The sequence below is a fragment of the Sphingopyxis sp. P8 genome (assembly GCF_020622175.1).
Classification (GTDB): domain Bacteria; phylum Pseudomonadota; class Alphaproteobacteria; order Sphingomonadales; family Sphingomonadaceae; genus Sphingopyxis; species Sphingopyxis jiangsuensis.
This window is the reverse complement of the sequence record NZ_JACNMK010000001.1, coordinates 949,678-972,644: the sequence shown is the minus strand read 5'-3', so window position 1 is coordinate 972,644 and position 22,967 is coordinate 949,678. Positions and strand designations below refer to the sequence as shown.

Annotated in this window: 22 protein-coding genes; 12 read left to right on the top strand and 10 right to left on the bottom strand. The window is 64.0% G+C overall.

Features of this window, described 5'->3' with window-relative positions; all coding sequences use genetic code 11:
- Window positions 1-61: 61 nt before the first annotated feature.
- The 5 genes from H7692_RS04790 to H7692_RS04770 all read left to right on the top strand — a co-directional run bounded on the left by H7692_RS04790 (window position 62) and on the right by H7692_RS04770 (window position 12,126).
- Entirely contained in the window at window positions 62-673 is a 612-nt protein-coding gene (locus H7692_RS04790; RefSeq protein ID WP_222135778.1) for a TetR/AcrR family transcriptional regulator, read from the top strand.
- A 103-nt stretch (window positions 674-776) separates the two neighbouring features.
- Entirely contained in the window at window positions 777-2,564 is a 1,788-nt protein-coding gene (locus H7692_RS04785; protein WP_227339846.1) for a sensor domain-containing diguanylate cyclase, read from the top strand.
- A 232-nt stretch (window positions 2,565-2,796) separates the two neighbouring features.
- Window positions 2,797-6,975, top strand: coding sequence for a DNA-directed RNA polymerase subunit beta (rpoB, locus tag H7692_RS04780; protein WP_227339845.1), 4,179 nt, complete (start codon window positions 2,797-2,799; stop codon window positions 6,973-6,975).
- 53 nt (window positions 6,976-7,028) lie between these two features.
- Window positions 7,029-11,312 carry a DNA-directed RNA polymerase subunit beta' gene (rpoC, locus tag H7692_RS04775; RefSeq protein WP_222135781.1) on the top strand — a complete coding sequence of 1,428 codons (4,284 nt, stop codon included), beginning with the start codon at window positions 7,029-7,031 and terminating at the stop codon, window positions 11,310-11,312.
- A 115-nt stretch (window positions 11,313-11,427) separates the two neighbouring features.
- A complete protein-coding gene (locus H7692_RS04770) occupies window positions 11,428-12,126 on the top strand; it encodes a TonB-dependent receptor (protein ID WP_222135782.1) in 699 nt (232 codons plus the stop codon).
- A gap of 96 nt (window positions 12,127-12,222) precedes the next feature.
- On the opposite strand, the gene H7692_RS04765 is transcribed toward H7692_RS04770, so the two are convergent.
- Entirely contained in the window at window positions 12,223-12,402 is a 180-nt protein-coding gene (locus tag H7692_RS04765) for a PspC domain-containing protein (protein WP_201926298.1), read from the bottom strand.
- A 75-nt stretch (window positions 12,403-12,477) separates the two neighbouring features.
- A complete protein-coding gene (locus H7692_RS15110) occupies window positions 12,478-12,606 on the bottom strand; it encodes a hypothetical protein (protein WP_261312157.1) in 129 nt (42 codons plus the stop codon).
- A gap of 268 nt (window positions 12,607-12,874) precedes the next feature.
- Here H7692_RS15110 and recF point away from each other — a divergent pair, with 268 nt between their 5' ends.
- Window positions 12,875-13,984: a DNA replication/repair protein RecF gene (recF, locus tag H7692_RS04760; protein ID WP_222135783.1), complete on the top strand. Its 1,110-nt coding sequence runs from the start codon at window positions 12,875-12,877 to the stop codon at window positions 13,982-13,984.
- 56 nt (window positions 13,985-14,040) lie between these two features.
- Here recF and arsC read toward each other — a convergent pair whose 3' ends face one another.
- Window positions 14,041-14,385 (bottom strand): arsenate reductase (glutaredoxin), encoded by a 345-nt coding sequence (gene arsC / locus H7692_RS04755; RefSeq protein WP_222135784.1) that lies wholly within the window; start codon window positions 14,383-14,385, stop codon window positions 14,041-14,043.
- 179 nt (window positions 14,386-14,564) lie between these two features.
- Between arsC and H7692_RS04750 the strand changes: the two genes are divergently transcribed.
- Window positions 14,565-15,293, top strand: a complete 729-nt coding sequence (locus H7692_RS04750; protein ID WP_227339844.1) for a murein L,D-transpeptidase catalytic domain family protein — start codon at window positions 14,565-14,567, stop codon at window positions 15,291-15,293.
- A 7-nt stretch (window positions 15,294-15,300) separates the two neighbouring features.
- Here the strand turns inward: H7692_RS04750 and H7692_RS04745 are convergent, their stop codons facing one another.
- From H7692_RS04745 to H7692_RS04730, 4 genes are all read right to left on the bottom strand, one after another.
- Entirely contained in the window at window positions 15,301-16,653 is a 1,353-nt protein-coding gene (locus tag H7692_RS04745; protein ID WP_222135785.1) for a L,D-transpeptidase family protein, read from the bottom strand.
- A 63-nt stretch (window positions 16,654-16,716) separates the two neighbouring features.
- On the bottom strand, window positions 16,717-18,078 hold the full coding sequence (accC, locus tag H7692_RS04740; protein WP_201926290.1) for an acetyl-CoA carboxylase biotin carboxylase subunit: 1,362 nt from the start codon (window positions 18,076-18,078) through the stop codon (window positions 16,717-16,719).
- 14 nt (window positions 18,079-18,092) lie between these two features.
- A complete protein-coding gene (accB, locus tag H7692_RS04735; RefSeq protein WP_201926288.1) occupies window positions 18,093-18,569 on the bottom strand; it encodes an acetyl-CoA carboxylase biotin carboxyl carrier protein in 477 nt (158 codons plus the stop codon).
- 75 nt (window positions 18,570-18,644) lie between these two features.
- Entirely contained in the window at window positions 18,645-19,085 is a 441-nt protein-coding gene (locus H7692_RS04730) for a type II 3-dehydroquinate dehydratase (RefSeq protein WP_222135786.1), read from the bottom strand.
- Window positions 19,086-19,162: 77 nt separating this feature from the next.
- Here H7692_RS04730 and thiS point away from each other — a divergent pair, with 77 nt between their 5' ends.
- From thiS to H7692_RS04705, 5 genes are all read left to right on the top strand, one after another.
- A complete protein-coding gene (thiS, locus tag H7692_RS04725; RefSeq protein ID WP_201926284.1) occupies window positions 19,163-19,366 on the top strand; it encodes a sulfur carrier protein ThiS in 204 nt (67 codons plus the stop codon).
- Window positions 19,363-20,133: a bifunctional sulfur carrier protein/thiazole synthase protein gene (locus H7692_RS04720; RefSeq protein WP_201926282.1), complete on the top strand. Its 771-nt coding sequence runs from the start codon at window positions 19,363-19,365 to the stop codon at window positions 20,131-20,133. The genes thiS and H7692_RS04720 overlap by 4 nt, the downstream gene beginning before the upstream one ends.
- A gap of 57 nt (window positions 20,134-20,190) precedes the next feature.
- Complete coding sequence (locus tag H7692_RS04715) at window positions 20,191-20,541, top strand: hypothetical protein (RefSeq protein WP_227339843.1); 351 nt, start codon at window positions 20,191-20,193, stop codon at window positions 20,539-20,541.
- 123 nt (window positions 20,542-20,664) lie between these two features.
- A complete protein-coding gene (locus H7692_RS04710; RefSeq protein ID WP_227339842.1) occupies window positions 20,665-20,835 on the top strand; it encodes a hypothetical protein in 171 nt (56 codons plus the stop codon).
- A 36-nt stretch (window positions 20,836-20,871) separates the two neighbouring features.
- Window positions 20,872-21,054, top strand: coding sequence for a CsbD family protein (locus H7692_RS04705; protein WP_201926279.1), 183 nt, complete (start codon window positions 20,872-20,874; stop codon window positions 21,052-21,054).
- A gap of 73 nt (window positions 21,055-21,127) precedes the next feature.
- Here the strand turns inward: H7692_RS04705 and H7692_RS04700 are convergent, their stop codons facing one another.
- The 3 genes from H7692_RS04700 to H7692_RS04690 form a co-directional block, all read right to left on the bottom strand.
- Complete coding sequence (locus H7692_RS04700) at window positions 21,128-21,877, bottom strand: hypothetical protein (RefSeq protein WP_201926277.1); 750 nt, start codon at window positions 21,875-21,877, stop codon at window positions 21,128-21,130.
- A gap of 87 nt (window positions 21,878-21,964) precedes the next feature.
- On the bottom strand, window positions 21,965-22,405 hold the full coding sequence (locus H7692_RS04695; protein WP_227339841.1) for a DUF1330 domain-containing protein: 441 nt from the start codon (window positions 22,403-22,405) through the stop codon (window positions 21,965-21,967).
- Window positions 22,402-22,953 carry a GNAT family N-acetyltransferase gene (locus tag H7692_RS04690; protein WP_201926272.1) on the bottom strand — a complete coding sequence of 184 codons (552 nt, stop codon included), beginning with the start codon at window positions 22,951-22,953 and terminating at the stop codon, window positions 22,402-22,404. Before H7692_RS04690 ends, H7692_RS04695 begins: the two co-directional genes overlap by 4 nt.
- Window positions 22,954-22,967: the final 14 nt, after the last annotated feature.

Genomic DNA, 22,967 nt, shown 5'->3' with positions numbered 1-22,967 from the left:
TTATGCGGAAAGATATTGCAGGGGGATTGCAGAGGCGACTCGGCATGTTTACAGTGGCAACATGAACGACGAAGATAACAGTGTCAACATAAAAGGCGCGCGGCCCAAAGGTGCGGGCACCTATCACCATGGCGACCTGCGCGCGGCGGTGATCGCCGCGGGGATGAAGCGGCTCGCCGAAGGCGACGCGAGCGAACTGGGATTGCGCGCGCTCGCGCGCGACGTGGGGGTCAGCGCGACCGCACTTTACCGCCATTTTCCGGACAAGGAGGCGGTGCTCGACGCGCTCGCCGACGAGGGGCTGCGGCGATTGGGGGCATTGCAGGCGCAGGCCTGGCTCAAAGCGGGCGGCGGAAGCGCCGGGTTCAAGGCGACCGGCGTTGCCTATGTCCGCTTTGCGCACGACGAACCTGCGCTGTTCAGGCTGAGCTTCACGCGTCAAATGCCGACGCGTTACGAAGGGGCCGACAAGGATGGCGGCGAGGTCGCCTATAACCTGCTGCGCGCCGGTGTCGGGGAGGCGCTGCCCGGCGTTGACGATCCCGACAATGCCGCGCTCCACGCCTGGGCACTCGTCCACGGGCTCGCGATGCTGGTCCTCGACGGACGCGTCGACTGGGACGAGGCAAAGATCGAGCAGGTCGTCGGCCTGACCTTCGGCGGCATCGCCTGACGCGCGCGTCGCGTTCGGCCCGTCCTGTCCATTCCGGACGCAGTTACCGGCCGTCCGCCGCAAATTATCGGTTTGTTTGCCATTTTTTGGCTATGGAGCCGACATGACAAGGTCGCTCCCTCCGCATATCGAGGCAGCCTTCTGGCTGCTGCTGACGGCAGTAGGGTATTTCCTGCTCGCGAGCCTCTCGCTTTATGCGACCAAGGGCGCCGACAATATTGCGGCGATCTGGCCGCCGAGCGGCTATTTTCTGGCGCTGCTGCTGTTGATGCCGGCGCGCGCGCAGATCACGGCCTTTATCGGAATGGCCATGGCGAGCATTGCGGCGAACATGCTCGTCGGCGGGTCGTCGCTGCTGCTGTCAGCCGGCTTTACCGTCGCCAATGCGTGCGAGGCGGTGATCGCGCTGGGGGTGCTGCGGATTGGTGGTCCGGGCGACCTGTCGTTCATGGTGCCTCGTGCGGTCGCGAAATTCTGTGCGGCGGCGATCATCGGAAGTCTGACGGGTGGTGTCTTTGCGGCGCTGCTCACCGGTTCGGGTCTGAACTTCTTTCTGTCGTGGACGACGACGGTTGCATTGGGAATGTTGATCGTTGCCCCGATGATCGTCATCTTTGCGCGCATGATCGCGTCGGGCGCGCTCCAGAATGTCCCGATGCGCATGAAGCTGGAATCGGGCGCCATCATGCTCGGTGTCGCGCTCATGACCGGCGCGACCTTTTCGCAGTCGCTGTTTCCGGGAACTTTCGTGCCGTGTCTTGCCGTTATCCTAGCGGCTTTTCGCCTCGGCCCCTTCGGCGCGGCAGCGAGCGTCCTGGTGGTCACGATCGTGGCCTCGCTGATGACGGTGCACGGCTATGGCCCCATCGCGGCCATCGACGCGCAGCCGAAGGTTCATGTGTATTTCCTGCAATTCTATCTGCTCGCCCTCTTGTTCACGGCGTTGACGCTGGCGGCGCTGACGGTGATGCATCGCCGGCTCGCCAAGCGGCTCGAACAAAGCAACCGCTTGTTGCTCCAGGCCGAGGCAGCGGCGCTCGTCGGTCATTGGCGCGTCGATTTGCTGAACTGGACGATCCAGTGGTCCGACCAGGCCTATCGTGTCCACGGGCTCGAACCCGGCACGCCTGTCGATGTCGAATATAGCGTCGACCGCTATGTCGACGAGGATGGGGAGGTGGTCCGCGGAATCCTGGAAGACGCGATCCGGACCGGCGAGCCGTTCGAATATCAGGGCCGCATTCGCCGCGCCGACGGGGCAATCCGGCATGTAAGGTCGCACGGCTCGGTCGAATTCAGCCGGCGCGGACGCCCTGTCGGGATATTCGGGACCGTGCAGGACGTGACCGAGGTTGTCGAAAATGCGCGCGTGCTGGAAGCTGCGCGCAGCGCGGCCGAGCGCATCGCCAATACGGACATGCTCACCGGCCTTCCCAACCGCCGCCACACGCTCGCCGAACTTGAAGCCGCGCTCGCCGAGGCGCGCGATGGAGAGGACGCGCTTGCGGTCGCGATTTTCGACATCGACCATTTCAAGCGGGTCAACGACAATTATGGCCATGCGGCGGGCGATGCGGTGATCCGCCGCGTGGCCCACCGCGCGCGCGGGGCGCTGCGCGACGTCGATCTCATCGGCCGCGTGGGCGGCGAGGAATTTGTCTGCATCCTGCGTGGTTCGAGTGCACATGCGGCAGAGATCGTCGCCGAACGTGTTCGCAAGACCGTCGAAAGCGAGACGGGACTTGCCAATGATGCACCGCGCGTGACGATCAGCGTCGGGCTTGCGCGGTTCAACGGCGACTCCGATATCGAGGAACTGATGCACCGCGCTGACGAGGCGCTCTATCGCGCCAAGCGTGAGGGCCGGAACCGTGTTGGCATGGCGGCCTGATCGGGGCCAGCCACCCGGCGGTCGATTGACAGTCCGCCCCGCCAATTCTATATAGCCCCCACACCCCGGCGTCCGGGAAGCGGCCTGACTTTGCGCAGCGGGCCACAGGAATAGGGCGATCGGGATTTCGATATGCGTTGGAAAGCTGCGGTAAACCGGCAACGGTTGCTTGCGGCTTTTTTGCGTGTCGGTGCGCTCGCGACCATGATTCTTACAGGCGAGACAATCATTTATGGCGACCAAGGCGAAGTCGGTGGGCAAGGCCCTCGAAGCAACCGCGACCAAGCGAATCCGCAAGCTGTTCGGCAACATCCACGAAGCGGTGGAAATGCCCAACCTCATCGAGGTGCAGCGCGAATCCTATGAACAGTTCCTGCGGTCCGACCCTTCGGTCGGCTATGTTTCGGGCCTCGAAAAGACGCTGCGCAGCGTTTTTCCGATCCGCGACTTCGCCGGCACCGCCGAGCTCGACTTCGTCCACTACGAACTCGAAGACCCGAAGTATGACGTCGAGGAATGCCGTCAGCGCGGCATCACCTATGCGGCGCCGATGAAGGTCACGCTGCGCCTGATCGTCTTTGAAGTCGACAGCGAAACCGACACCCGCTCGGTCCTCGATATCAAGGAGCAGGACGTCTACATGGGCGACATGCCGCTCATGACCGAGAACGGCACCTTCTTCGTCAACGGCACCGAGCGCGTTATCGTGTCGCAGATGCACCGCTCGCCTGGTGTGCTCTTCGACCATGACCGCGGCAAGACCCACTCGTCGGGCAAGTTCCTGTTCGCCGCGCGCGTGATCCCCTATCGCGGTTCGTGGCTCGATTTCGAGTTCGACGCGAAGGACATCGTCAACGTCCGCATCGACCGCAAGCGCAAGCTTCCGGTGACGTCGCTTCTCTATGCTCTCGGCATGTCGGGCGAGGAAATCCTCAATCATTTCTATGACCGCCTCGTCTTCGAGCGCGCCGAAAATGGCTGGAAGGTTCCGTTCGTCGTCGAAAACTGGCGCGGTTCGAAGCCCGCCTTCGACGTTGTCGATGCGAAGACCGGCGAAGTCGTTTTTGCCGCCGGCCACAAGATCAGCCCGCGCCTTGCCAACAAGGCAGCAAAGGACGGTCTCGACACGCTGCTGATCCCGACCGAGGAAATCTTCGGTCGCTACAGCGCCTATGACCTCATCAACGAGGCGACCGGTGAAATCTATATCGAGGCCGGCGATGAAGTGACCGCCGAAAACCTCGAAAAGATGGACGCGGCGGGCATCGACAAGCTCGTCCTGCTCGACATCGACCACAACAACACCGGCCCGTGGATCCGCAACACGCTGAAGGCCGACAAGGCCGAGGATCGCGACCAGGCGCTGTCGGACATCTATCGCGTCATGCGCCCCGGCGAACCGCCGACGCGCGAAACCGCCGAAGCGCTGTTCGACGGCCTGTTCTTCGACGCCGAGCGTTACGACCTGTCGGCCGTCGGCCGCGTCAAGCTCAACATGCGCCTCGGCCTCGACGCCGAGGATACGGTCACGACGCTCCGCAGCGAGGACATCCTTGCCGTGGTCAAGGAGCTGGTGAACCTGAAGGACGGCAAGGGCGAAATCGACGACATCGACAACCTCGGCAACCGCCGCGTGCGTTCGGTCGGCGAGCTGCTCGAAAACCAGTATCGCGTCGGCCTGCTCCGCATGGAGCGCGCGGTGAAGGAACGCATGAGCTCGGTCGACGTGTCGACCGTCATGCCGAACGACCTGATCAACGCGAAGCCCGCGGTGGCCGCGGTGCGCGAATTCTTCGGGTCGTCGCAGCTCTCGCAATTCATGGACCAGACCAACCCGCTGTCCGAAGTGACGCACAAGCGCCGCGTTTCGGCGCTCGGGCCGGGCGGCCTCACCCGCGAGCGTGCGGGCTTCGAGGTCCGCGACGTTCACCCGACGCACTATGGCCGCATCTGCCCCATTGAAACGCCCGAAGGCCCGAACATCGGTCTGATCAACAGCCTCGCGACCTTCGCGCGCGTCAACAAGTACGGTTTCATCGAAACGCCGTACCGCCGCGTCGTCGACGGCAAGGTGACCAACGAGGTCGTCTATCTGTCGGCGATGGAGGAATCGAAGCACACCGTTGCGCAGGCGAACGCCGACCTCAACCCCGATGGCAGCTTCGCCGAGGAACTGATCTCGGCACGCGAAGCCGGCGAATTCCTGATGGCGCCGCGCGAACAGATCACGCTGATGGACGTGTCGCCGAAGCAGCTCGTTTCGGTCGCTGCGTCGCTCATCCCGTTCCTCGAGAACGACGACGCCAACCGCGCGCTCATGGGTTCGAACATGCAGCGTCAGGCTGTGCCGCTGCTTCGCGCCGAGGCGCCTGTTGTGGGCACCGGCATGGAAGGTACGGTGGCGCGTGACTCGGGCGCGGCCATCGCGGCGCGCCGCGGCGGCATCATCGACCAGGTCGATGCGACGCGTATCGTCATCCGCGCGACCGACATGATCGAACCCGGCAAGTCGGGCGTCGACATCTATCGCCTGCAGAAGTTCCAGCGTTCGAACCAGTCGACCTGCATCAACCAGCGTCCGCTGGTGAAGGTCGGCGACGTCGTCCGCGCGGGCGACATCATTGCCGACGGTCCGTCGACCGAACTCGGCGAACTGGCGCTCGGCAAGAATGTGCTCGTCGCCTTCATGCCGTGGAACGGCTACAATTATGAGGACTCGATCCTCATTTCCGAACGCATCGTGAAGGACGACGTCTTCACCTCGGTCCATATCGAGGAATTTGAAGTCACTGCGCGCGATACGCGCCTTGGCCCCGAAGACATCACCCGCGACATCCCGAACGTCGGCGAGGAAGCGCTTCGCAACCTCGACGAAGCGGGCATCGTCTATATCGGCGCCGAGGTCGGCCCCGGCGACATCCTCGCCGGCAAGATCACGCCGAAGGGCGAAAGCCCGATGACGCCGGAAGAAAAGCTTCTGCGCGCCATCTTCGGCGAAAAGGCCAGCGACGTGCGCGACACCTCGCTCCGCCTGCCGCCGGGCGTGTCGGGCACGGTCGTCGAAGTCCGCGTCTTCAACCGTCACGGTATCGACAAGGACGAGCGCGCGATCGCGATCGAACGCGAGGAAATCGAGCGCCTGAAGCAGGACGCCGACGACGAGCGCGCGATCCTCAACCGTGCGACCTTCTCCAGCCTCAAGGAATTGCTGGTCGGCCAGACCACCAGCGCGGTTCCGAAGGGCATGAAGAAGGGCGAAGAGCTGACCGAAGCGGCGCTCGTCGAACTCGACCGCGCCGACTGGTGGAAGCTCGCGGTCGTCGACGACAAGGCGCAGACGGCGCTCGAAGCGATCAAGGCGCAGTATGACGAGGCGATCAAGCGCATCAACGCGAAATATGAGGATCGCGTCGAAAAGCTGCAGCGCGGCGACGAACTCGCACCGGGCGTGCTCAAGATGGTCAAGGTTTTCGTCGCGGTGAAGCGCAAGCTGCAGCCGGGCGACAAGATGGCCGGCCGCCACGGGAACAAGGGTGTCATCAGCCGCATCCTGCCGGTCGAGGACATGCCGTTCCTCGAAGACGGCACGCATGTCGACATCGTGCTCAACCCGCTGGGCGTGCCGTCGCGCATGAACGTCGGCCAGATCCTCGAAACGCACCTTGGCTGGGCGTCGCGCGGGCTGGGCCGGCAGGTGACGCACGCGCTCGAGGAATGGCGCGACGCCAATCCCGAAACGACCGGCGGGCAAATGCCCGAAGCGGTGCGCGAGGCGCTGATCGAGGTCTATGGCGAGGAATATGTCGAGGACATCAAGTCGCGCGACGCCGATAACATCGTCGAAATGGCCGAGAATCTGAAGGTCGGCGTGCCGTTCGCGACGCCGGTGTTCGACGGCGCGAAGGAAGCCGATGTCACCAACATGCTCACCCTCGCGGGTCTGCATGAATCGGGGCAGTCGGACCTTTACGACGGACGCACCGGCGATCGTTTCGACCGCAAGGTGACCGTGGGCTACATCTATATGCTGAAGCTTCACCACCTCGTCGACGACAAGATCCACGCGCGTTCGATTGGCCCCTACAGCCTCGTCACCCAGCAGCCGCTGGGCGGTAAGGCGCAGTTCGGTGGCCAGCGCTTCGGTGAAATGGAGGTCTGGGCGCTCCAGGCCTATGGCGCGGCGTACACGCTGCAGGAAATGCTGACGGTGAAGTCCGACGACGTGATCGGCCGCACCAAGGTCTATGAAGCGATCGTCAAGGGCGACGACACCTTCGAGGCCGGCATTCCCGAAAGCTTCAACGTGCTCGTCAAGGAAATGCGCTCGCTGGGCCTCAACGTCGAACTTTCGTCCTATGCGGACGAGGACGACGACGAGGGTCCGGAAGCCCTTCCCGAAGCCGCCGAATAAGATTTTTCCTCACCCCTCTCGCCGCGCGCGAGAGGGGAAGATGGAGCGAGAATATGAACCAGCTTACCAACTTCATGAACCCGGTCGCGAAGCCCGAAACCTTCGACATGATCAAGATCGGCATCGCGAGCCCGGAACGCATCCGTTCGTGGTCGTTCGGCGAGATCAAGAAGCCCGAAACCATCAACTACCGCACGTTCAAGCCCGAACGTGACGGCCTGTTCTGCGCGCGCATCTTTGGCCCGATCAAGGATTATGAATGCCTGTGCGGCAAGTACAAGCGCATGAAATACAAGGGCATCGTCTGCGAGAAGTGCGGTGTCGAAGTCACGGTGACCAAGGTCCGCCGCGAGCGCATGGGCCATATCGAGCTCGCCGCGCCCGTCGCGCACATCTGGTTCCTGAAGTCGCTGCCGTCGCGCATCGGCCTGCTGCTCGACATGCAGCTCAAGCAGCTCGAACGCGTCCTCTATTTTGAAGCCTATATCGTTCTCGAGCCGGGCCTGACGCCGCTCGAAAAGTTCCAGCTTCTGACCGAGGACGAACTGCTCGACGCGCAGGACGAATATGGCGAAGACGCGTTTAGCGCCGGCATCGGCGCCGAGGCGATCCGCGTGCTGCTCGAGAATCTCGATCTCGAACAGGAACGCGTCGACCTGATGGAAGAGCTCGCGACGACCAAGTCGGAGCTCAAACCCAAGAAGATCATCAAGCGCCTGAAGGTCGTCGAAAGCTTCATCGAATCGGGCAATCGCCCCGAATGGATGATCCTGGAGGTCGTGCCGGTCATCCCGCCCGAACTGCGCCCGCTGGTGCCGCTCGACGGCGGCCGCTTCGCGACAAGCGACCTTAACGACCTTTACCGCCGCGTGATCAACCGTAACAATCGTTTGAAGCGCCTGATGGAACTGCGCGCACCGGACATCATCGTCCGCAACGAAAAGCGCATGTTGCAGGAAGCCGTCGACGCGCTGTTCGATAACGGCCGCCGCGGCCGCACGATCACCGGCGCCAACAAGCGCCCGCTCAAGTCGCTCAGCGACATGCTCAAGGGCAAGCAGGGCCGCTTCCGTCAGAACCTGCTCGGCAAGCGCGTCGACTATTCGGGCCGTTCGGTCATCGTGACCGGTCCCGAACTCAAGCTGCACCAGTGCGGCCTGCCCAAGAAGATGGCGCTCGAGCTGTTCAAGCCATTCATCTATGCCCGCCTCGACGCCAAGGGTCTGTCGATGACCCTGAAGCAGGCGAAGAAATGGGTCGAAAAGGAACGCAAGGAAGTCTGGGACATCCTCGACGAAGTCATTCGCGAGCACCCGGTCCTGCTGAACCGCGCGCCGACGCTTCACCGTCTCGGCATTCAGGCGTTCGAGCCCGTGCTGATCGAAGGCAAGGCGATCCAACTGCACCCGCTGGTTTGCGCGGCCTTCAACGCCGACTTCGACGGCGACCAGATGGCCGTTCACGTTCCGCTGAGCCTTGAGGCGCAGCTCGAAGCGCGCGTTCTGATGATGTCGACGAACAACATCCTCAGCCCCGCGAACGGCAAGCCGATCATCGTTCCGTCGCAGGACATGGTCCTCGGCCTTTATTATCTGTCGCTGGAGCGCGAAGGCGAGCCGGGCGAGGGCATGATGCTGGCCGACATGGCCGAGGTGCATCAGGCGCTCTACACCGGCGCCGTGACGCTGCACTCGAAGATCATCAGCCGCGTCCCGCAGACCGACGAGCAGGGCAACGAATATCAGAAGCGGTTCGAAACCACGCCGGGCCGCATGCTGATCGGCGAATGCCTGCCGAAGTCGCACACCGTGCCCTTCGACGTCGTCAACCGCCTTCTGACCAAGAAGGAAATCGGCGACGTGATCGATCAGGTCTATCGCCACACCGGCCAGAAAGAGACCGTGCTGTTCGCCGACGCGATCATGGCGCTGGGCTTCCGCCACGCGTTCAAGGCAGGCATTTCCTTCGGCAAGGATGACATGATCATCCCGGCGTCGAAGGAGAAGATGGTCGACGATACGCGCGCGCTCGTGAAGGATTTCGAACAGCAGTATCAGGACGGCCTGATCACGCAGCAGGAAAAGTACAATAAGGCGATCGACGCCTGGTCGCAGTGCGGCGACAAGGTCGCGAACGCGATGATGGACGAAATCCGCGCAACGCCGAAGCTCGACGACGGCCGTCTCGCCCCGATCAACTCCATCTATATGATGGCGCACTCGGGTGCCCGTGGTTCGCAGGCTCAGATGAAGCAGCTCGCGGGCATGCGCGGCCTGATGGCCAAGCCGTCGGGCGAGATCATCGAAACGCCGATCATCTCGAACTTCAAGGAAGGCTTGACCGTCCTTGAATATTTCAACTCGACCCACGGTGCGCGTAAGGGTCTGGCCGATACGGCGCTCAAGACGGCGAACTCGGGTTATCTGACCCGCCGCCTTGTCGACGTGTCGCAGGACTGCGTCGTGATCGAGGAAGATTGCGGCACGACCCGCGGCATGGAAATGCGCGCGATCATCCAGGGCGGTTCGACGATCGCCTCGCTCGGCGAGCGCATCCTCGGCCGCACGACGCTCGAGGATGTCGCCGACAAGGACGGCAACGTCATCGCGCCCGTCGGCACCCTGCTCGACGAAGCGATGGTCGCGCGGATCGAAGAGGCCGAGGTTCAGTCGGTCAAGATCCGTTCGCCGCTGGTCTGCGAAGCGACGCTGGGCGTTTGCGGCAAATGCTATGGCCGTGACCTTGCGCGCGGCACGCCCGTGAACATCGGCGAAGCGGTCGGCGTCATCGCCGCCCAGTCGATCGGTGAACCGGGCACGCAGCTGACGATGCGGACCTTCCACATCGGCGGCGCGGCGCAGGTCAACGAACAGTCGAACCTTGAAGCCATCTCCGACGGCACGATCGAATATCGCGAAATGGCGACGATCGTCGACCAGCGTGGCCGCCGTCTGGCGCTGTCGCGTTCGGGCGAGATCGCGATCATCGACAGCGAAGGCCGCGAGCGCGCGACCCACAAGCTGCCCTATGGTGCGCAGATCATGCACAAGGACGGCGAAAAGGTGAAGAAGGGCGACCGGATTGCCGAATGGGATCCGTTCACCATGCCGCTGATCACCGAAAAGCAGGGCGTCGTGAAGTATCAGGACCTGATCGACGGCAAGACGCTGATCGAGCAGGTCGACGAAGCGACGGGCATCGCCCAGCGCGTCGTGATCGAATATCGCGCCGCCGGCCGTGGCAAGAAGGAAGACCTTCAGCCGCGCCTCACGCTGCTCGACGATGCCTCGGGCGAAGCCGCGCGCTACCTGCTCGCGGTCGGCACGATGATCTCGGTCGAAGACGGCCAGGAAGTGCAGGCGGGCGACGTGCTTGCCCGCGTCAGCCGCGAAGCGTCGAAGACGCGCGACATCACCGGCGGTCTGCCGCGCGTCGCCGAACTGTTCGAAGCCCGCATCCCGAAGGACAATTCGGTGATCGCCAAGGTTTCGGGCCGCATCGAGTTCGTCAAGGATTACAAGGCGAAGCGCAAGATCGCGATCGTTCCGGAAGAGGGCGATCCGGTCGAATATCTGATCCCCAAGTCGAAGGTGCTCGAGGTTCAGGAAGGCGACTATGTGAAGCGCGGCGACGCGCTGATCAGCGGCTCGCCGAACCCGCACGACATCCTCGACGTCATGGGGGTCGAGGCGCTGGCCGAGTTCCTCGTCGCGGAAATCCAGGAAGTCTATCGACTGCAGGGCGTGAAGATCAACGACAAGCACATCGAGGTGATCGTTCGCCAGATGCTGCAAAAGGTGGAGATCACCGATGGCGGCGACACCACGCTGCTGCCGGGCGAGCAGCTCGATTACCTGGAGATGATGGAATATAACGCCAAGCTGCCGAAGAATGGCAAGCCGGCAGAGGGCCGCCCGGTCCTCCTCGGCATCACCAAGGCGTCGCTGCAAACGCGCAGCTTCGTTTCGGCGGCATCGTTCCAGGAGACGACCCGCGTCCTCACCGAAGCCTCGGTGCAGGGCAAGGTCGACTCGCTGCAGGGCCTCAAGGAAAATGTCATCGTCGGCCGCCTCATCCCGGCGGGTACCGGCGCTGCCATGAACCGCGTCCGCGTCACCGCCTCGTCGAAGGATGCTGCACTCCGCGCCGCAATGCGCGCCGCGAACCAGGAGCATCTGATCGCGCCGCAGACCGCAGCCGAGGAACATGAAGCCGAACTGGCGCAGGGCCCCGAAGCCGCGATGGGCGACGATCCGCTCGGCGCCGTCCAGGGCAGCTCGTCGGGCGAAGACGATGTGATGGTTGAAGAACGCACCGAAGGCGCGGGCGAGGAATAAGCCCCTCGGCCAATAGGGCCTGAACGAAACAAGCCCCGCCGGAGCGATCCGGCGGGGCTTTTTCTTTTCGGTCAAGCTGATAGCGTTGCCGCTTCAACGGTAAGGGAGTGGGACGATGCGGGCGATTCTATTTTGTGCTGCGCTGGCGGGCGCGATGCCGGCCGCCGCACAGGACAACAGCAATATCCAGGGCGAGGTGGTGGTGACGGCACAGCGCGCGTCGGCCGACTATCTATCGGACGAGCAGACCGTCGTGGGGCTGCGCCGTGCCGCCGACAGCGCTATCCAGCCGGTTAAATTCACGTCGGACTCGCGCGACGAGGACATGCGGAAGCGCGAAATCCATGCCATGCTCGAAGCGGCGATCCGCCGAGCCGACGGAGCGGGCGTCGAGCTTGTGACCGGCGATTTCGAGCTCGCGAAGGTCACGCTTGCCAATTACAAGGATCTTGCATTTTCGCGTGGCGCGCGCCCCGACACGAGCGAGATCGGCCTGTTCGTCAAAGCGGGACTGGCCGGTTCCGTCGGGAGTGCGCAGGGCCGGATCGATGCCTTCATCAAGGGCGTTCCTCCGAGCGGCCGGGCGTTGATCGAGAAGCGCGGCGGCATCACGCTGACCATCATCAACCCTGACCAGTATCGCGATCCGATCGTCAAACTTGTCGCCGCCGAGGCACTGAAAACGGCTGCGGCATTTGGTCCCGACTATGGCGTGGAGGTTGCCGGGTTGAATGAGCAGCTGATTTGGGCGCAGGCCAGTGCGACCGAGGTCTTCCTGTACATTCCCTATCGCTTCAGCGTGCGGCCGAAATAGGAAAAGGCCCACCGGACAGACCGGCGGGCCTTCGTTTATGTGGAATTGTGCGGGCCGGTGCGACTGCGCCTGAAAGGCGGCCGGCCCGATGCTGCGTCAGTTCGCGAGGATCGCGACCGTGATATAGAGCAGCAGCGGCAGGCCGAAGCCCAGCAATGTCAGCGCCACAAAGGCGATGCGCGTCCACAAGACGTCAAAGCCGAAGCTGTCCGCCATGCCGGCGCACACGCCGAAGATCATGGCATTCTGACGATTCTTGCGAAAACCCTGTTTCATGTCTTTCCTTTCCGTCCCGGTCCGCGACAATCTCTGGACCGGCGTTGTTGCGTGCGGCGTGGGGAGGTCCGCCGGTCAGATGACCAGCGAACCGACCTGCGCACCATTCTGTCCGGCAATCGCCAGGAACATCACCGAGCTGTAGAGCGCGGCGAAGGCGCCGAGGGCGTAGCTCTTGACGACGTCGACATTGAAATGTGCCATGATAAACTTCCTTTCTGACCTCCCGCCCGGACTATCCGGTGGATGCCCAATACAATGCAGGAGGCGTGCCAATTCCGTTCATCCGCAGTTAACCGCCGTTTTCGGGTTGCAGAAATAATATTTCAACGGAAAAATAACTCTCAAATGGTGAAAAATCCCAACGATATGAAATTTGTTCGGTCGCATTTTCGGTGCCCCGGTTTGGACGCCTTCCGCCCGTGCGTTGTGGGCTGGCATCGGGCAACCTGCTAAGCTACGCGCAAGGCGAATGACGCTCACCCGCCTCTCGCTCACCGATTTTCGCAACCATGCGGGCGCCGACTTTGCGGCGGGGTCGGGGCTGGTTGCCATCCACGGCGACAATGGCGTTGGCAAGACCAACATCCTCGAAGCAATTTCCTTGCTCGCGCCGGGGCGCGGTTTGCGGCGCGCGCCGCTTGCCGAAATGGTACGCGACGGCGCGGGCGGGGGCTTTGCGGTTTTTGCGGAAGTGCAGGCGGGGGCGGACCTGCCCCATGTCGCGCTCGGCACGGGGATAGAGCCCGCGCAGCCGGGACGGCGCATCGTGCGGATCAATGGCGCGCCTGCCGCGGCGACCGCGCTCGGCGACTGGCTGGCGGTGTTGTGGCTGACGCCGGCGATGGACCGGCTGTTCGTCGAGACGGCGGGTAACCGCCGCCGTTTTCTCGACCGGCTCGTGCTCGCGCTCGAGCCGCGCCATGCGCAGCACGGCAATCGCTATGAAGCGGCGCTGCGCGCGCGCGGCAAGCTGCTCGCCGACGCGGCGCAGGCCGACGCGCAGTGGCTCGCGAGCCTCGAAGCGCAGCTCGCCGAGCATGGCGCGGCGATCGATGCGGCACGGCAGCGGACACTGGCAGCCCTGTCGGCGGAACTTGCCGAGCAGCCCGACGCGCCTTTCGCGCGCCCGCTGCTCACGCTCGTCGACGCCGAAGGGCAGGCGCGAGCGGCGCCATGGGCGATGGAGGAACTGCGCAGGCTGTTCGCCGAAAGACGGCGCATTGACGCCGCCGCAGGCCGCGCGACCGCCGGGCCGCATCGCGACGATCTGGCGGCGGTCCACGCGGTCAGCGGTCGCGCGGCGGCGCGCTGCTCGACCGGCGAGCAAAAGGCGATGCTGCTCTCGCTCGTCCTCGCGCATAGCGACCTCGTCGCGCGGCTGCGTGGGCAGCGGCCGGTGCTGCTGCTCGACGAAGTTGCCGCGCACCTCGACCCGTCGCGCCGCGCCGCGCTCTATGCGCGGCTGGCGGGGCAGGGCGGACAGGCGTGGCTCACCGGGACCGAGGCGGCGCTTTTTGACGATATGCCGGGGCCGGTGACGCGCTTTCGCATCGCCGACGGACGGGTATTGACGGGTTAGCGGGGCGAAGAGGTTGTAAGACCGATGGATGACGAGCAAGGACCGGAGCCGAGGCTTCAGAGAATTTCCTGCACCACCTCCTGCGGACGGCAGAAACGCACGCCCTTGTCGGTCTCCACAAACGGGCGGTTCACATAGGCAGGGTTGTCGACCATCGCGGCGATGATCGCATCTTCGCTCGCGTCCGTCAGTCCGCGTTCCTCGGCATCGGTGCCGCGCAGCCGCAGCGCCTCGCGTGCGGTGAGGCCGGCGTCCTTGAAAAGCTGGCGCAGCTTTGCCTCGCTATAGGGTGTTTTCAGATATTGGATAACCTCGACCTCGACGCCGGGCGTCTCTTCGAGGATCGCGAGCGTCTTGCGCGACGTGCCGCAGCCGGGGTTGTGCCAGATCGTTGCTTTCATGGGGCGGGTAACTAACGCGGCCTTACCGCAGCGTAAACCGGCTATTCATGGCAATTATGGCACAATTGCCCGCATGAAGAGGCACGACAAGCTTGCCTTTGTCGCGCAAGGCGCGATGGATGGGCCGACGAGGGACCGCTGCAGGCGGCCAGAGTGGGGTTGGGTTGCACGTGACTGATATGTTCGATCGCAGGGCGATGCTCGCCGGGATCGCAGGCGCAGGGGCGCTGGCGGCGCTGCCCGCGCGTGCGCAGCTGCCCGATTGGGTCCAGCAGCCTGTGCCGCCAAAACCCGTCGATTATCTCGCAGTCGCGCGCCAGCAGCTCGCGTTACAGTCGCGCCATATCCCGCAGACCGACCGTGTCGGGATCGTCGACTTCGGCCTGCCATCGTCGCGTCCGCGCTTTGCGCTCGTCGACATGGTGGCGGGCACGATCGACCTGTTTCCGGTGACGCACGGGCGCGGGTCGGACCCGCAGCACGATGGTTGGCTCAAGAATTTTTCGAACCGCGTCGGCAGCCTCGCGACCTCGCGCGGCGCCTATCGCACCAGCGACTATTATTGGGGCGCCAACGGGTCGTCGATGCGGCTCGCTGGGCTGGAACCCGACAATAACAATGCCGACATTCGTGCGATCGTCGTTCACGGCGCCTGGTATGCCGAGCCGTCGCTGATCGCGACGCAGGGCAAGCTCGGTCGCAGCGAAGGCTGTTTCGTCTTTGGCGAAGAACTGTTGCCGATGATCCTCTACAAGCTCGGGCCGGGGCGGTTGCTGTTCGCCGACAAGTTGAGCGTCCAACCGCCGCTGCCGAAACCGTTCGACCTTCCGACCGATCCCTTGCCCGGCAGCGAGCATATCGTCCGCACGGGCGCGGCGAACGGCGTGATACCGCCGACTGCGGATTGATGGAGCCTCAGTAAATCCCGCTTGTCGCCTCCGTTGTCACGCGCGTGGCGGTTTCAACGGTGGGGACAACAGGCGGAGCAACCGGCGCGATGATCGTTGCCGTCGGGCGGCCGGGCTTGGCGAAGCTTGCCACCACCGGCGCGTCGCGGCCGTACAGGTCGGCGAACTTCTTGACGCCGCCCTTGCCGTCGGGGACCGCGGTCCAATAAGCGACATAGACGGGGAAGGGTTCGTCGAAGCCGAAGCGCGTCGTCTTGCCGCTGGCGATCGCTTCGCCGAATTCCTCGGGGCTACGGCCTGCGAACATCACCGCCATCAACCCCGAAAAATGCAGCGCCTTTTCGGTGCGGATACAGCCGTGGCTGAAGGCGCGCGCCGCGGCGTTGAACGCGCCCTTCGACGGCGTGTCGTGCAGATAGATCGCATGCTCGTTGAGCATCTCCATCTTCATCACGCCAAGCGCGTTGTTCGCCCCAGGCTGCTGGACGACCGACAAATTCTTGCCGCTGCCCGTCCAGGTATAGCCCTGCGCGCGCGCCGAAGCCGGGTTGCGCGCGATTGTCGCGCCAATGCCTTCGTTGATGATGCTGCGCGGCAGGGTCCATGTCGGGTTGACGATCACGCCGGTCGCCATGGGGTTGAGCTGCGGCGTCGGGGTCGATGCTTTCCCGACCACGGCCTTGTGCGTCGCGATAACGGTGCCGCCGTGGACGACGCGCGTCATATATTCGGGGACGTTGCTGACGACGTAGCGCTGGCCAAGATCGCGCGGCATCCAGCGCCAGCGTTCCATGTTCACGCGGATCGCATTGGCTTCGGCCGGCGATTTTGCGGTCGCGAGCGCGGCTTTGAGCCCCGCAAAATCGGGATGCACGGGATTGAGCCGCGCCAGCGATTCCGCGATGCTGTCGGATGAGAGCGCGGAGGTCAGCAGCGGCAGCAGCGGTTCGACTTCGGCGTCGTTGTCGGTCATGAACCATTGCTTGCGTGCCGCATTGGGCGTGCGGCCGTCGCGCAGGTGCGTCGCGAGCAGCAGGAAGCTGTCGGTCGCCACCTTGTCGAGCTGTAGCTGGTCCTTCGACAGGATGGCGGCGGCAAGCCCATCGGGATTATAGTCGCGCGCGAACAGCCCTTCGGCGTTGATACCTTCGATGACGCTGAGCAGCGTCGTCGCCTGCTCTTCCGTCCAGCTCGGCATATCGAAATCGGCCGCAACCACCGGCGCGTCGTCGGTGACCTTGTCGGGTTGGATGACAACCGAATCTTCCTTGACGTTCGTCTGCGCGAACGCCGGGGCTGCAAGCAGGGACAGTGGCGCCAGAAGCGCCAAAGCGGTGCGGTGGGGGAGTTTATGGACCATGCCAAAAGGCATAGCCAATTTCCCAGGGCTTTGGAAGCCGCCCACCCCGCCGTCGGACGGTGGTCAGGCCGCCGATTCGCCGTCGTCCTTCGCCAGCCATTCCTCCAGCCACTTGATCGTATAATCGCCGTGGATCACTGCGGGATCGGCGAGCAGCGCCTGATGGAGCGGGATGTTGGTCTTGATCCCGCCGATCACCATTTCGTCGAGCGCACGGCGCATCCGCATCATGCAGCTTTCGCGCGTGCGGCCATAGACGATCAGCTTGCCGATCATGCTGTCGTAATAAGGCGGAATCGAATAGCCGGCATAAAGCCCGCTATCGACGCGGACGTGCATGCCGCCGGCTGCGTGATAGTTGGTCACCTTGCCCGGCGAGGGGAGGAAGGTGCGCGGGTCCTCGGCATTGATGCGGCATTCGATCGAATGGCCGCGGAACTCCAGATCCTCCTGCTTGACCGACAGGTCGCGTCCGTCGGCGATGCGGATCTGTTCGCGGACAAGGTCGAAACCGGTGATCATCTCGGTCACCGGATGTTCGACCTGGATGCGCGTGTTCATCTCGATGAAGAAGAACTCGCCATTTTCCCACAGGAACTCGATCGTCCCCGCGCCGCGATAGCCCATCTTGGCCATCGCGTCGGCGCAGACGCCGCCCATGCGCGCGCGTTCTTCTGCCGAAATCACCGGCGAGGGCGCTTCCTCGAGCACCTTCTGGTGGCGACGCTGGAGCGAGCAGTCGCGTTCGCCGAGGTGAATGGCGTTGCCCTTGCCGTCGCCGAACACCTGAAACTCGATATGGCGTGGATTGCCGAGATATTTTTCCATATAGACGGTCGGGTCGCCGAACGCCGCCGCCGCCTCGCTCGATGCCTGGCCCATCAGGCTTTCGAGGCTGTCCTCGTCGGGCACGACCTTCATGCCCCTGCCGCCGCCGCCCGAGGCCGCCTTGACGAGCACCGGATAGCCGATCTCGCGCGCAAGCTTCTTCGTTGCTTCGCTGAATGTCACCGCACCCGGCGACCCCGGCACGACGGGCAGGCCGAGCGCGACCGCGGTGCGCTTCGCCTCGACCTTGTCGCCCATCGTGCGGATATGCTCGGGCTTCGGTCCGACAAAGACCATGTCGTGCGCTTCGATAATCTCGGCAAAGCGCGCATTTTCGGAAAGAAAGCCGTATCCGGGATGGATGGCGTCGGCGCCGGTCACTTCGGCGGCCGAAATGATCGCCGGAATGTTGAGATAGCTGTCCTTCGCGGCCGGCGGACCGATGCACACGGCTTCGTCGGCAAGGCGGACGTGCATCGCGTCGGCGTCGGCGGTCGAATGGACCGCGACCGTCTTGATCCCCATTTCGTGCGCCGCGCGGTGGATGCGCAGCGCGATCTCGCCGCGATTGGCAATCAGCAGTTTTTCAATGGCCATGACGGGGCGCTGCCTCAGCCGATGGTGAACAGCGGCTGGTCATATTCGACCGGCTGGCTGTTTTCGACATGGATGGCTTTCAGCGTGCCGCCGGCGGGCGCGGTGACGGGGTTCATCACCTTCATCGCCTCGATGATCAGGATCGTGTCGCCGGCTTTGACCTGCGAGCCGACCGCCGCGAAATCGGGCGCGCCGGGTTCGGGCGCCAGATAGACGGTGCCGACCATCGGCGATTTCACCGCATCGGCAAAGCCGTCGACTGCTGGAGCGGTGGCAGCGGGCGCAGCGGCCTGCGCGGCGGCAGGGGTAGCCACCGGCGCGGGGGCATGGACGACCGGCGCTGCCGCGGCGGTCAGCGTGCGCGCGACGCGCACCTTGCGCTCGCCGTCCTCGACCTCGATTTCGGAGAGCTGCGTATCGTCGAGCAGTTCGGCGAGCGCGCGCACGAATGCCGGATCGATGTTGATGCCATTGTCCTTATGGTCACCCATGATGATATTTTCCCGTTTGCTTGAGGACACCCGCGGCGGGGCGTCCCGACCCCTGTTCAATGATGGCGCCTCTTGTCAGAGTCGCGCGGCGGCGTCCAGCGCAAGCGTATAGCTGTCTGCGCCATGTCCTGCAAAATGTGCGGCGGCGGCCCGGCCGATGTAGCTCGTATGGCGAAAGGGCTCGCGCGTCATCGGGTCCGACAGATGGACCTCGATTACCGGCACCTTGATCGACTTGATCGCGTCGTGAAGCGCAATCGACGTGTGCGTATACCCCCCCGCGTTGAGCAGCACGGCCTTCGCGCCCGCATGGTGCGCCTCATGCAGCCAGTCGATCAGCACGCCTTCGTGGTTCGATTGGCGGCAGTCGACGACCAGCCCCAGTTTCGCCGCCTGGTCCGCCAGCCGCGCATGGATATCGTCGAGCGTGTCATGCCCGTAGATCTCCGGCTCGCGCGTGCCGAGCAGGTTGAGATTGGGGCCGGATAGGACAAAGACGGTCGGAAGGTCGGTCAAGTCGCGGGCTTTCGGTTGCGGCGTGGCACGCTCCCCCTATATGGGCTGCTCGACAAAAGGCAAAGCGAGGCGAAAGCGTGATCTCGGTCATCCTCAACGGCGAGCCGCGGCAGGTGCGGCAGGGCAGCATCGCGGACCTCGTCGCGTCGCTCGGCCTCGACGTGAAAAAGGTCGCGGTCGAACGCAACCGCGAGATCGTGCCGCGCTCGACACTGGCCGATGTCGCGCTGGCCGAGGGTGACGCGCTTGAAATCGTTCATTTCGTAGGAGGCGGTTGTTGACCGATCAGTGGAGTGTAGCCGGGCGGACGTTCACGTCGCGGCTGATTGTCGGCACCGGCAAATACAAGGATTTCGCACAGAATGCCGCCGCGCTCGAAGCGTCAGGCGCAGAAATCGTTACGGTCGCGGTGCGCCGCGTCAATGTTTCGGACCCGTCGGCACCGATGCTCACCGACTATATCGATCCCAAGAAGGTCACTTATCTTCCCAACACCGCGGGCTGCTTCAACGCCGACGATGCGATCCGCACGCTGCGGCTTGCGCGCGAGGCGGGAGGCTGGGATCTCGTGAAGCTCGAGGTGCTGGGCGAGGCGAAGACGCTTTATCCCAATATGCGCGAGACGCTGGAGGCGACCGAAGTGCTCGCGAAAGAGGGCTTCCTTCCGATGGTCTATTGCGTCGACGATCCGATTGCGGCGAAGCAGCTCGAGGATGCGGGCGCGGTCGCAATCATGCCGCTTGGCGCACCGATCGGATCGGGCCTCGGTATCCAGAACCGCGTAACGATCCGCCTGATCGTCGAGGGCGCGTCGGTCCCCGTGCTCGTCGATGCCGGCGTCGGCACGGCGAGCGATGCCGCAGTTGCTATGGAACTGGGCTGCGACGGCGTGCTGATGAACACCGCGATTGCCGAGGCGAAGGACCCCATTCGCATGGCGCGCGCGATGAAGCTCGCCGTCGAGGCCGGGCGCGACGCCTATCTCGCCGGGCGGATGGGGCAGCGGCGTTACGCTGACCCGTCGAGCCCGCTTGCGGGATTGATCTGACCAGCCGAATTCCGATGCCGCCGTAACATTGGCCGGACCTGCCGCGAACAAGGTCTCATGTGGTCGCGCGTGCTGTTCTTCTTTGGGCTGTTTGCTGCGCTGTGCGTGACGGGCGTCCAGCAGGGCGCGGCGCAAGCCTGCTGCCCCGATCTGCGTGGCAACTGTTTATCGTACGCCTTGAACGGTGACCGCGACGGCGACCAAGCGCCTCCGACACCGTCCTGCGACAAGGCCGCGATGCAGGGCTGTTGCCGCGCCGCCGCCGACGTCAATCGGCCAGATTTTGCCGCGCCGGAAATCGTCCTTCCGTCATCGGGCGGTTATAGTTTGATCGATCGTCCGCTTGCGGGCGGTGAAATCGAACCGGCTACTCCACCTCCGCGAAAAGTCCGCATCGACGTAAACTGAATTGGATCGATTTTACCGGAGTGAAGATAATGAAGACTATGCTGAAAATTGCTGCCACCCTCGCTGCCATCGGGCCGACTGCGGTCTTTGCCGCCGAACCGGGCGTTGTCCAGGCGAGCTTCCATGCGGCTTGCTGCGCGATTGCCGCCTGCTGCGGGCTTCCTTGCTGCCCGTAACAATATCGAAGACCAGGGGCGCTGCGCTGTTTCGCAGCGCCCTTTTTATCTTGTCGAGATAAACGGCTGGTCGCAAATTGCGGAACATGCGCCAGTGGGACCGGTTGATCGGATGTGAGGCGCTACCGCCTCCGACAACCGAAGGAGACTCCCCATGGGTGAACTGACCGACAAGACCAAAGGCGTCGCCAACGAGGCGGCAGGTAACACCAAACAGGCGATCGGCAAGGCGACCGAAAACGAACGCCTGCGCGCCGAAGGCGAAGCGCAGGAGCGCAAGGGTGAGGCCCAGAACCTCAAGGGCGAAGTCAAAGGTGCGCTTGGCGACAAGGTCTGACCTTTCCGCCGCGCAATAAAAAGGCCCCGGCGCTTGTGCGTCGGGGCCTTTTTCGTACCGTCAGGAAAAAGGATCAGCGGCCGCCCGAGGCGACGAGGTCGACGTCGGTCATCCCGCCGTCGCGCCGCGCAAAGACGACAAAGGCCAGATCGCCCTTGGTGCCGCCAAGCACATGTTCGTTGCCGCGCACGCGGTGGTCGCTTGTATAGCCGTTGCGGATCGCGAGCGTGTGATAATAGTTGAGCACGCCCTGGACCGACGCGGCGGTCTGGAAATTGACGACGCGCAAATTGCATTTGCCGCCTGCGACCCCCGCAGCCTCGCGGAGCGTTGCGCGCGGATAGACCCTGAACGCGGCGGGCAGGCGCTCGGCCCACTGGTTGCCATAGGTCAGCTTGGCGTCGCAGCCTCCATTCTGCTGGTCGCGCGCGAGCGCGCCGATGGTGACGGGGCGTTTGGCGGCGTCGCAATCCTCGCAGCCTTCTTCGAACGCCAGCGCCTTGGGTGCTTGCAGCAGCTTGCCCGCTTTCAGGGCCGCCGCGGCCTCGGCGACGGTTGCGGTCTTGCCCGACCGGACGCCCGGAACGCCGCCATCGACGGGGCGGTTGCCGGGGCCGACGGCGTTGCGGTTGGCCTGACCCGCGAGCTCGGGGTCGACCATGATCTTGTCCTCGAGCGCGCCCTTGATGGCGGGGTCGGCTTCGGTCAGCCCGTCGTCGAGCGGCCTGAGGTCAGATTTGGCTTCGGGATTGTCCCGGCACCCGGCGAGCGGTGCGGCGAGCACCAGCAATCCGGTGACGAGCCATTTTCCGCGCAAGATCATCGCTAACACTCCCTTAATCTATCCTTCGGAAGTGCCGAAGAACGGTTAAGAAGATGTGAGCAAATTGCGTTAACTTGTAAGGATTTGTTATCCGAAAACTGTGCCGGACCGAGACGCATCGGGCGCGCAGCGGATGAGGCGCGAGGTTTCGACCGCGGCCTGCCGGTGGACGACGGCCAGGCGATAGGCGGGGTCGGTGACCATTTCCATAAAGGCGCCGCTGTTCGGATATTGGGCGATGAACACCGCGTCCCATCGCTCGTCCTCGGGGCCGATCAGCAGCGCTTCCATCGTGCCGCGCCAGACGATGCTGCCGCCGACACGCTGGAAAATCGGTCCGCTCTCGCGCCCGTAATTGGCATAGGCATCGGCACCCGTCAGCGTCTCGCCGGCGAGCGGATGGTCGTCGGGATAGCTGGCCTCTGCCTTGAACCGGACAAGGTTGAGCATATGGATAGGCGTGTCGCGCGGCAGCGTCTTGAAGGCGTCGAACTGTGCGCGCTCGGGATCGATATGGCGATCGGTCATGGCCGGAATTCCTTTCGCTTGACGCGCCAGGCATCGGCGCTTTGGGTCCAGGCATCGACCGGCGCATTCTGAAAAGGCGCCGGAAGACGCGTCGGACCGCTGTTGGTGGCGCCGAGGCGGCGGGCGAGCGCCTGCGAGCGGTGGTTGGCAGGGTCGATGCTGTGCATCAACTCGGGCCACTTCAGGAATTCCACGGCAAAATCGCACGCCGCGACGCTGCCCTCGAAGGCATAGCCCTTTCCGGCAAATTTGGCGCGAACGCCATAGCCGACCTCGGGCGCCGGCCAGCCGTCGGGTTCCCACGGTCCCAGCCGTCCGACCCATTCGCCGGTCGCGCGCTCGATGACCGAGAACATCGAAAAACCGCGGATGTGCCATGCGCCCGCGAGTGTGCACCACTGGCGCCAAGCCTGCGACCGCTCGCAAACGCCGCCGATATATTCCATCGTTTCGGTTTCGGTGCACATTTCGGCAAAGGCGTCGAAATCCTCGGCCGCCGGGGGACGCAGGATCAGCCTTTCGGTGACGAGCAAGGGCCCGTTGAGCATGACGCTATCTCTCC

Coding starts and splice junctions, on each gene's coding strand:
- H7692_RS04790 (WP_222135778.1), top strand. CDS start 62: ATGAACGACGAAGATAACAGTGTCAACATAAAAGGCGCGCGGCCCAAA.
- H7692_RS04785 (WP_227339846.1), top strand. CDS start 777: ATGACAAGGTCGCTCCCTCCGCATATCGAGGCAGCCTTCTGGCTGCTG.
- rpoB (WP_227339845.1), top strand. CDS start 2,797: ATGGCGACCAAGGCGAAGTCGGTGGGCAAGGCCCTCGAAGCAACCGCG.
- rpoC (WP_222135781.1), top strand. CDS start 7,029: ATGAACCAGCTTACCAACTTCATGAACCCGGTCGCGAAGCCCGAAACC.
- H7692_RS04770 (WP_222135782.1), top strand. CDS start 11,428: ATGCGGGCGATTCTATTTTGTGCTGCGCTGGCGGGCGCGATGCCGGCC.
- H7692_RS04765 (WP_201926298.1), bottom strand. CDS start 12,402: ATGAAACAGGGTTTTCGCAAGAATCGTCAGAATGCCATGATCTTCGGC.
- H7692_RS15110 (WP_261312157.1), bottom strand. CDS start 12,606: ATGGCACATTTCAATGTCGACGTCGTCAAGAGCTACGCCCTCGGCGCC.
- recF (WP_222135783.1), top strand. CDS start 12,875: ATGACGCTCACCCGCCTCTCGCTCACCGATTTTCGCAACCATGCGGGC.
- arsC (WP_222135784.1), bottom strand. CDS start 14,385: ATGAAAGCAACGATCTGGCACAACCCCGGCTGCGGCACGTCGCGCAAG.
- H7692_RS04750 (WP_227339844.1), top strand. CDS start 14,565: ATGTTCGATCGCAGGGCGATGCTCGCCGGGATCGCAGGCGCAGGGGCG.
- H7692_RS04745 (WP_222135785.1), bottom strand. CDS start 16,653: ATGGTCCATAAACTCCCCCACCGCACCGCTTTGGCGCTTCTGGCGCCA.
- accC (WP_201926290.1), bottom strand. CDS start 18,078: ATGGCCATTGAAAAACTGCTGATTGCCAATCGCGGCGAGATCGCGCTG.
- accB (WP_201926288.1), bottom strand. CDS start 18,569: ATGGGTGACCATAAGGACAATGGCATCAACATCGATCCGGCATTCGTG.
- H7692_RS04715 (WP_227339843.1), top strand. CDS start 20,191: ATGTGGTCGCGCGTGCTGTTCTTCTTTGGGCTGTTTGCTGCGCTGTGC.
- H7692_RS04710 (WP_227339842.1), top strand. CDS start 20,665: ATGCGGCTTGCTGCGCGATTGCCGCCTGCTGCGGGCTTCCTTGCTGCC.
- H7692_RS04705 (WP_201926279.1), top strand. CDS start 20,872: ATGGGTGAACTGACCGACAAGACCAAAGGCGTCGCCAACGAGGCGGCA.
- H7692_RS04700 (WP_201926277.1), bottom strand. CDS start 21,877: ATGATCTTGCGCGGAAAATGGCTCGTCACCGGATTGCTGGTGCTCGCC.
- H7692_RS04695 (WP_227339841.1), bottom strand. CDS start 22,405: ATGACCGATCGCCATATCGATCCCGAGCGCGCACAGTTCGACGCCTTC.
- H7692_RS04690 (WP_201926272.1), bottom strand. CDS start 22,953: ATGCTCAACGGGCCCTTGCTCGTCACCGAAAGGCTGATCCTGCGTCCC.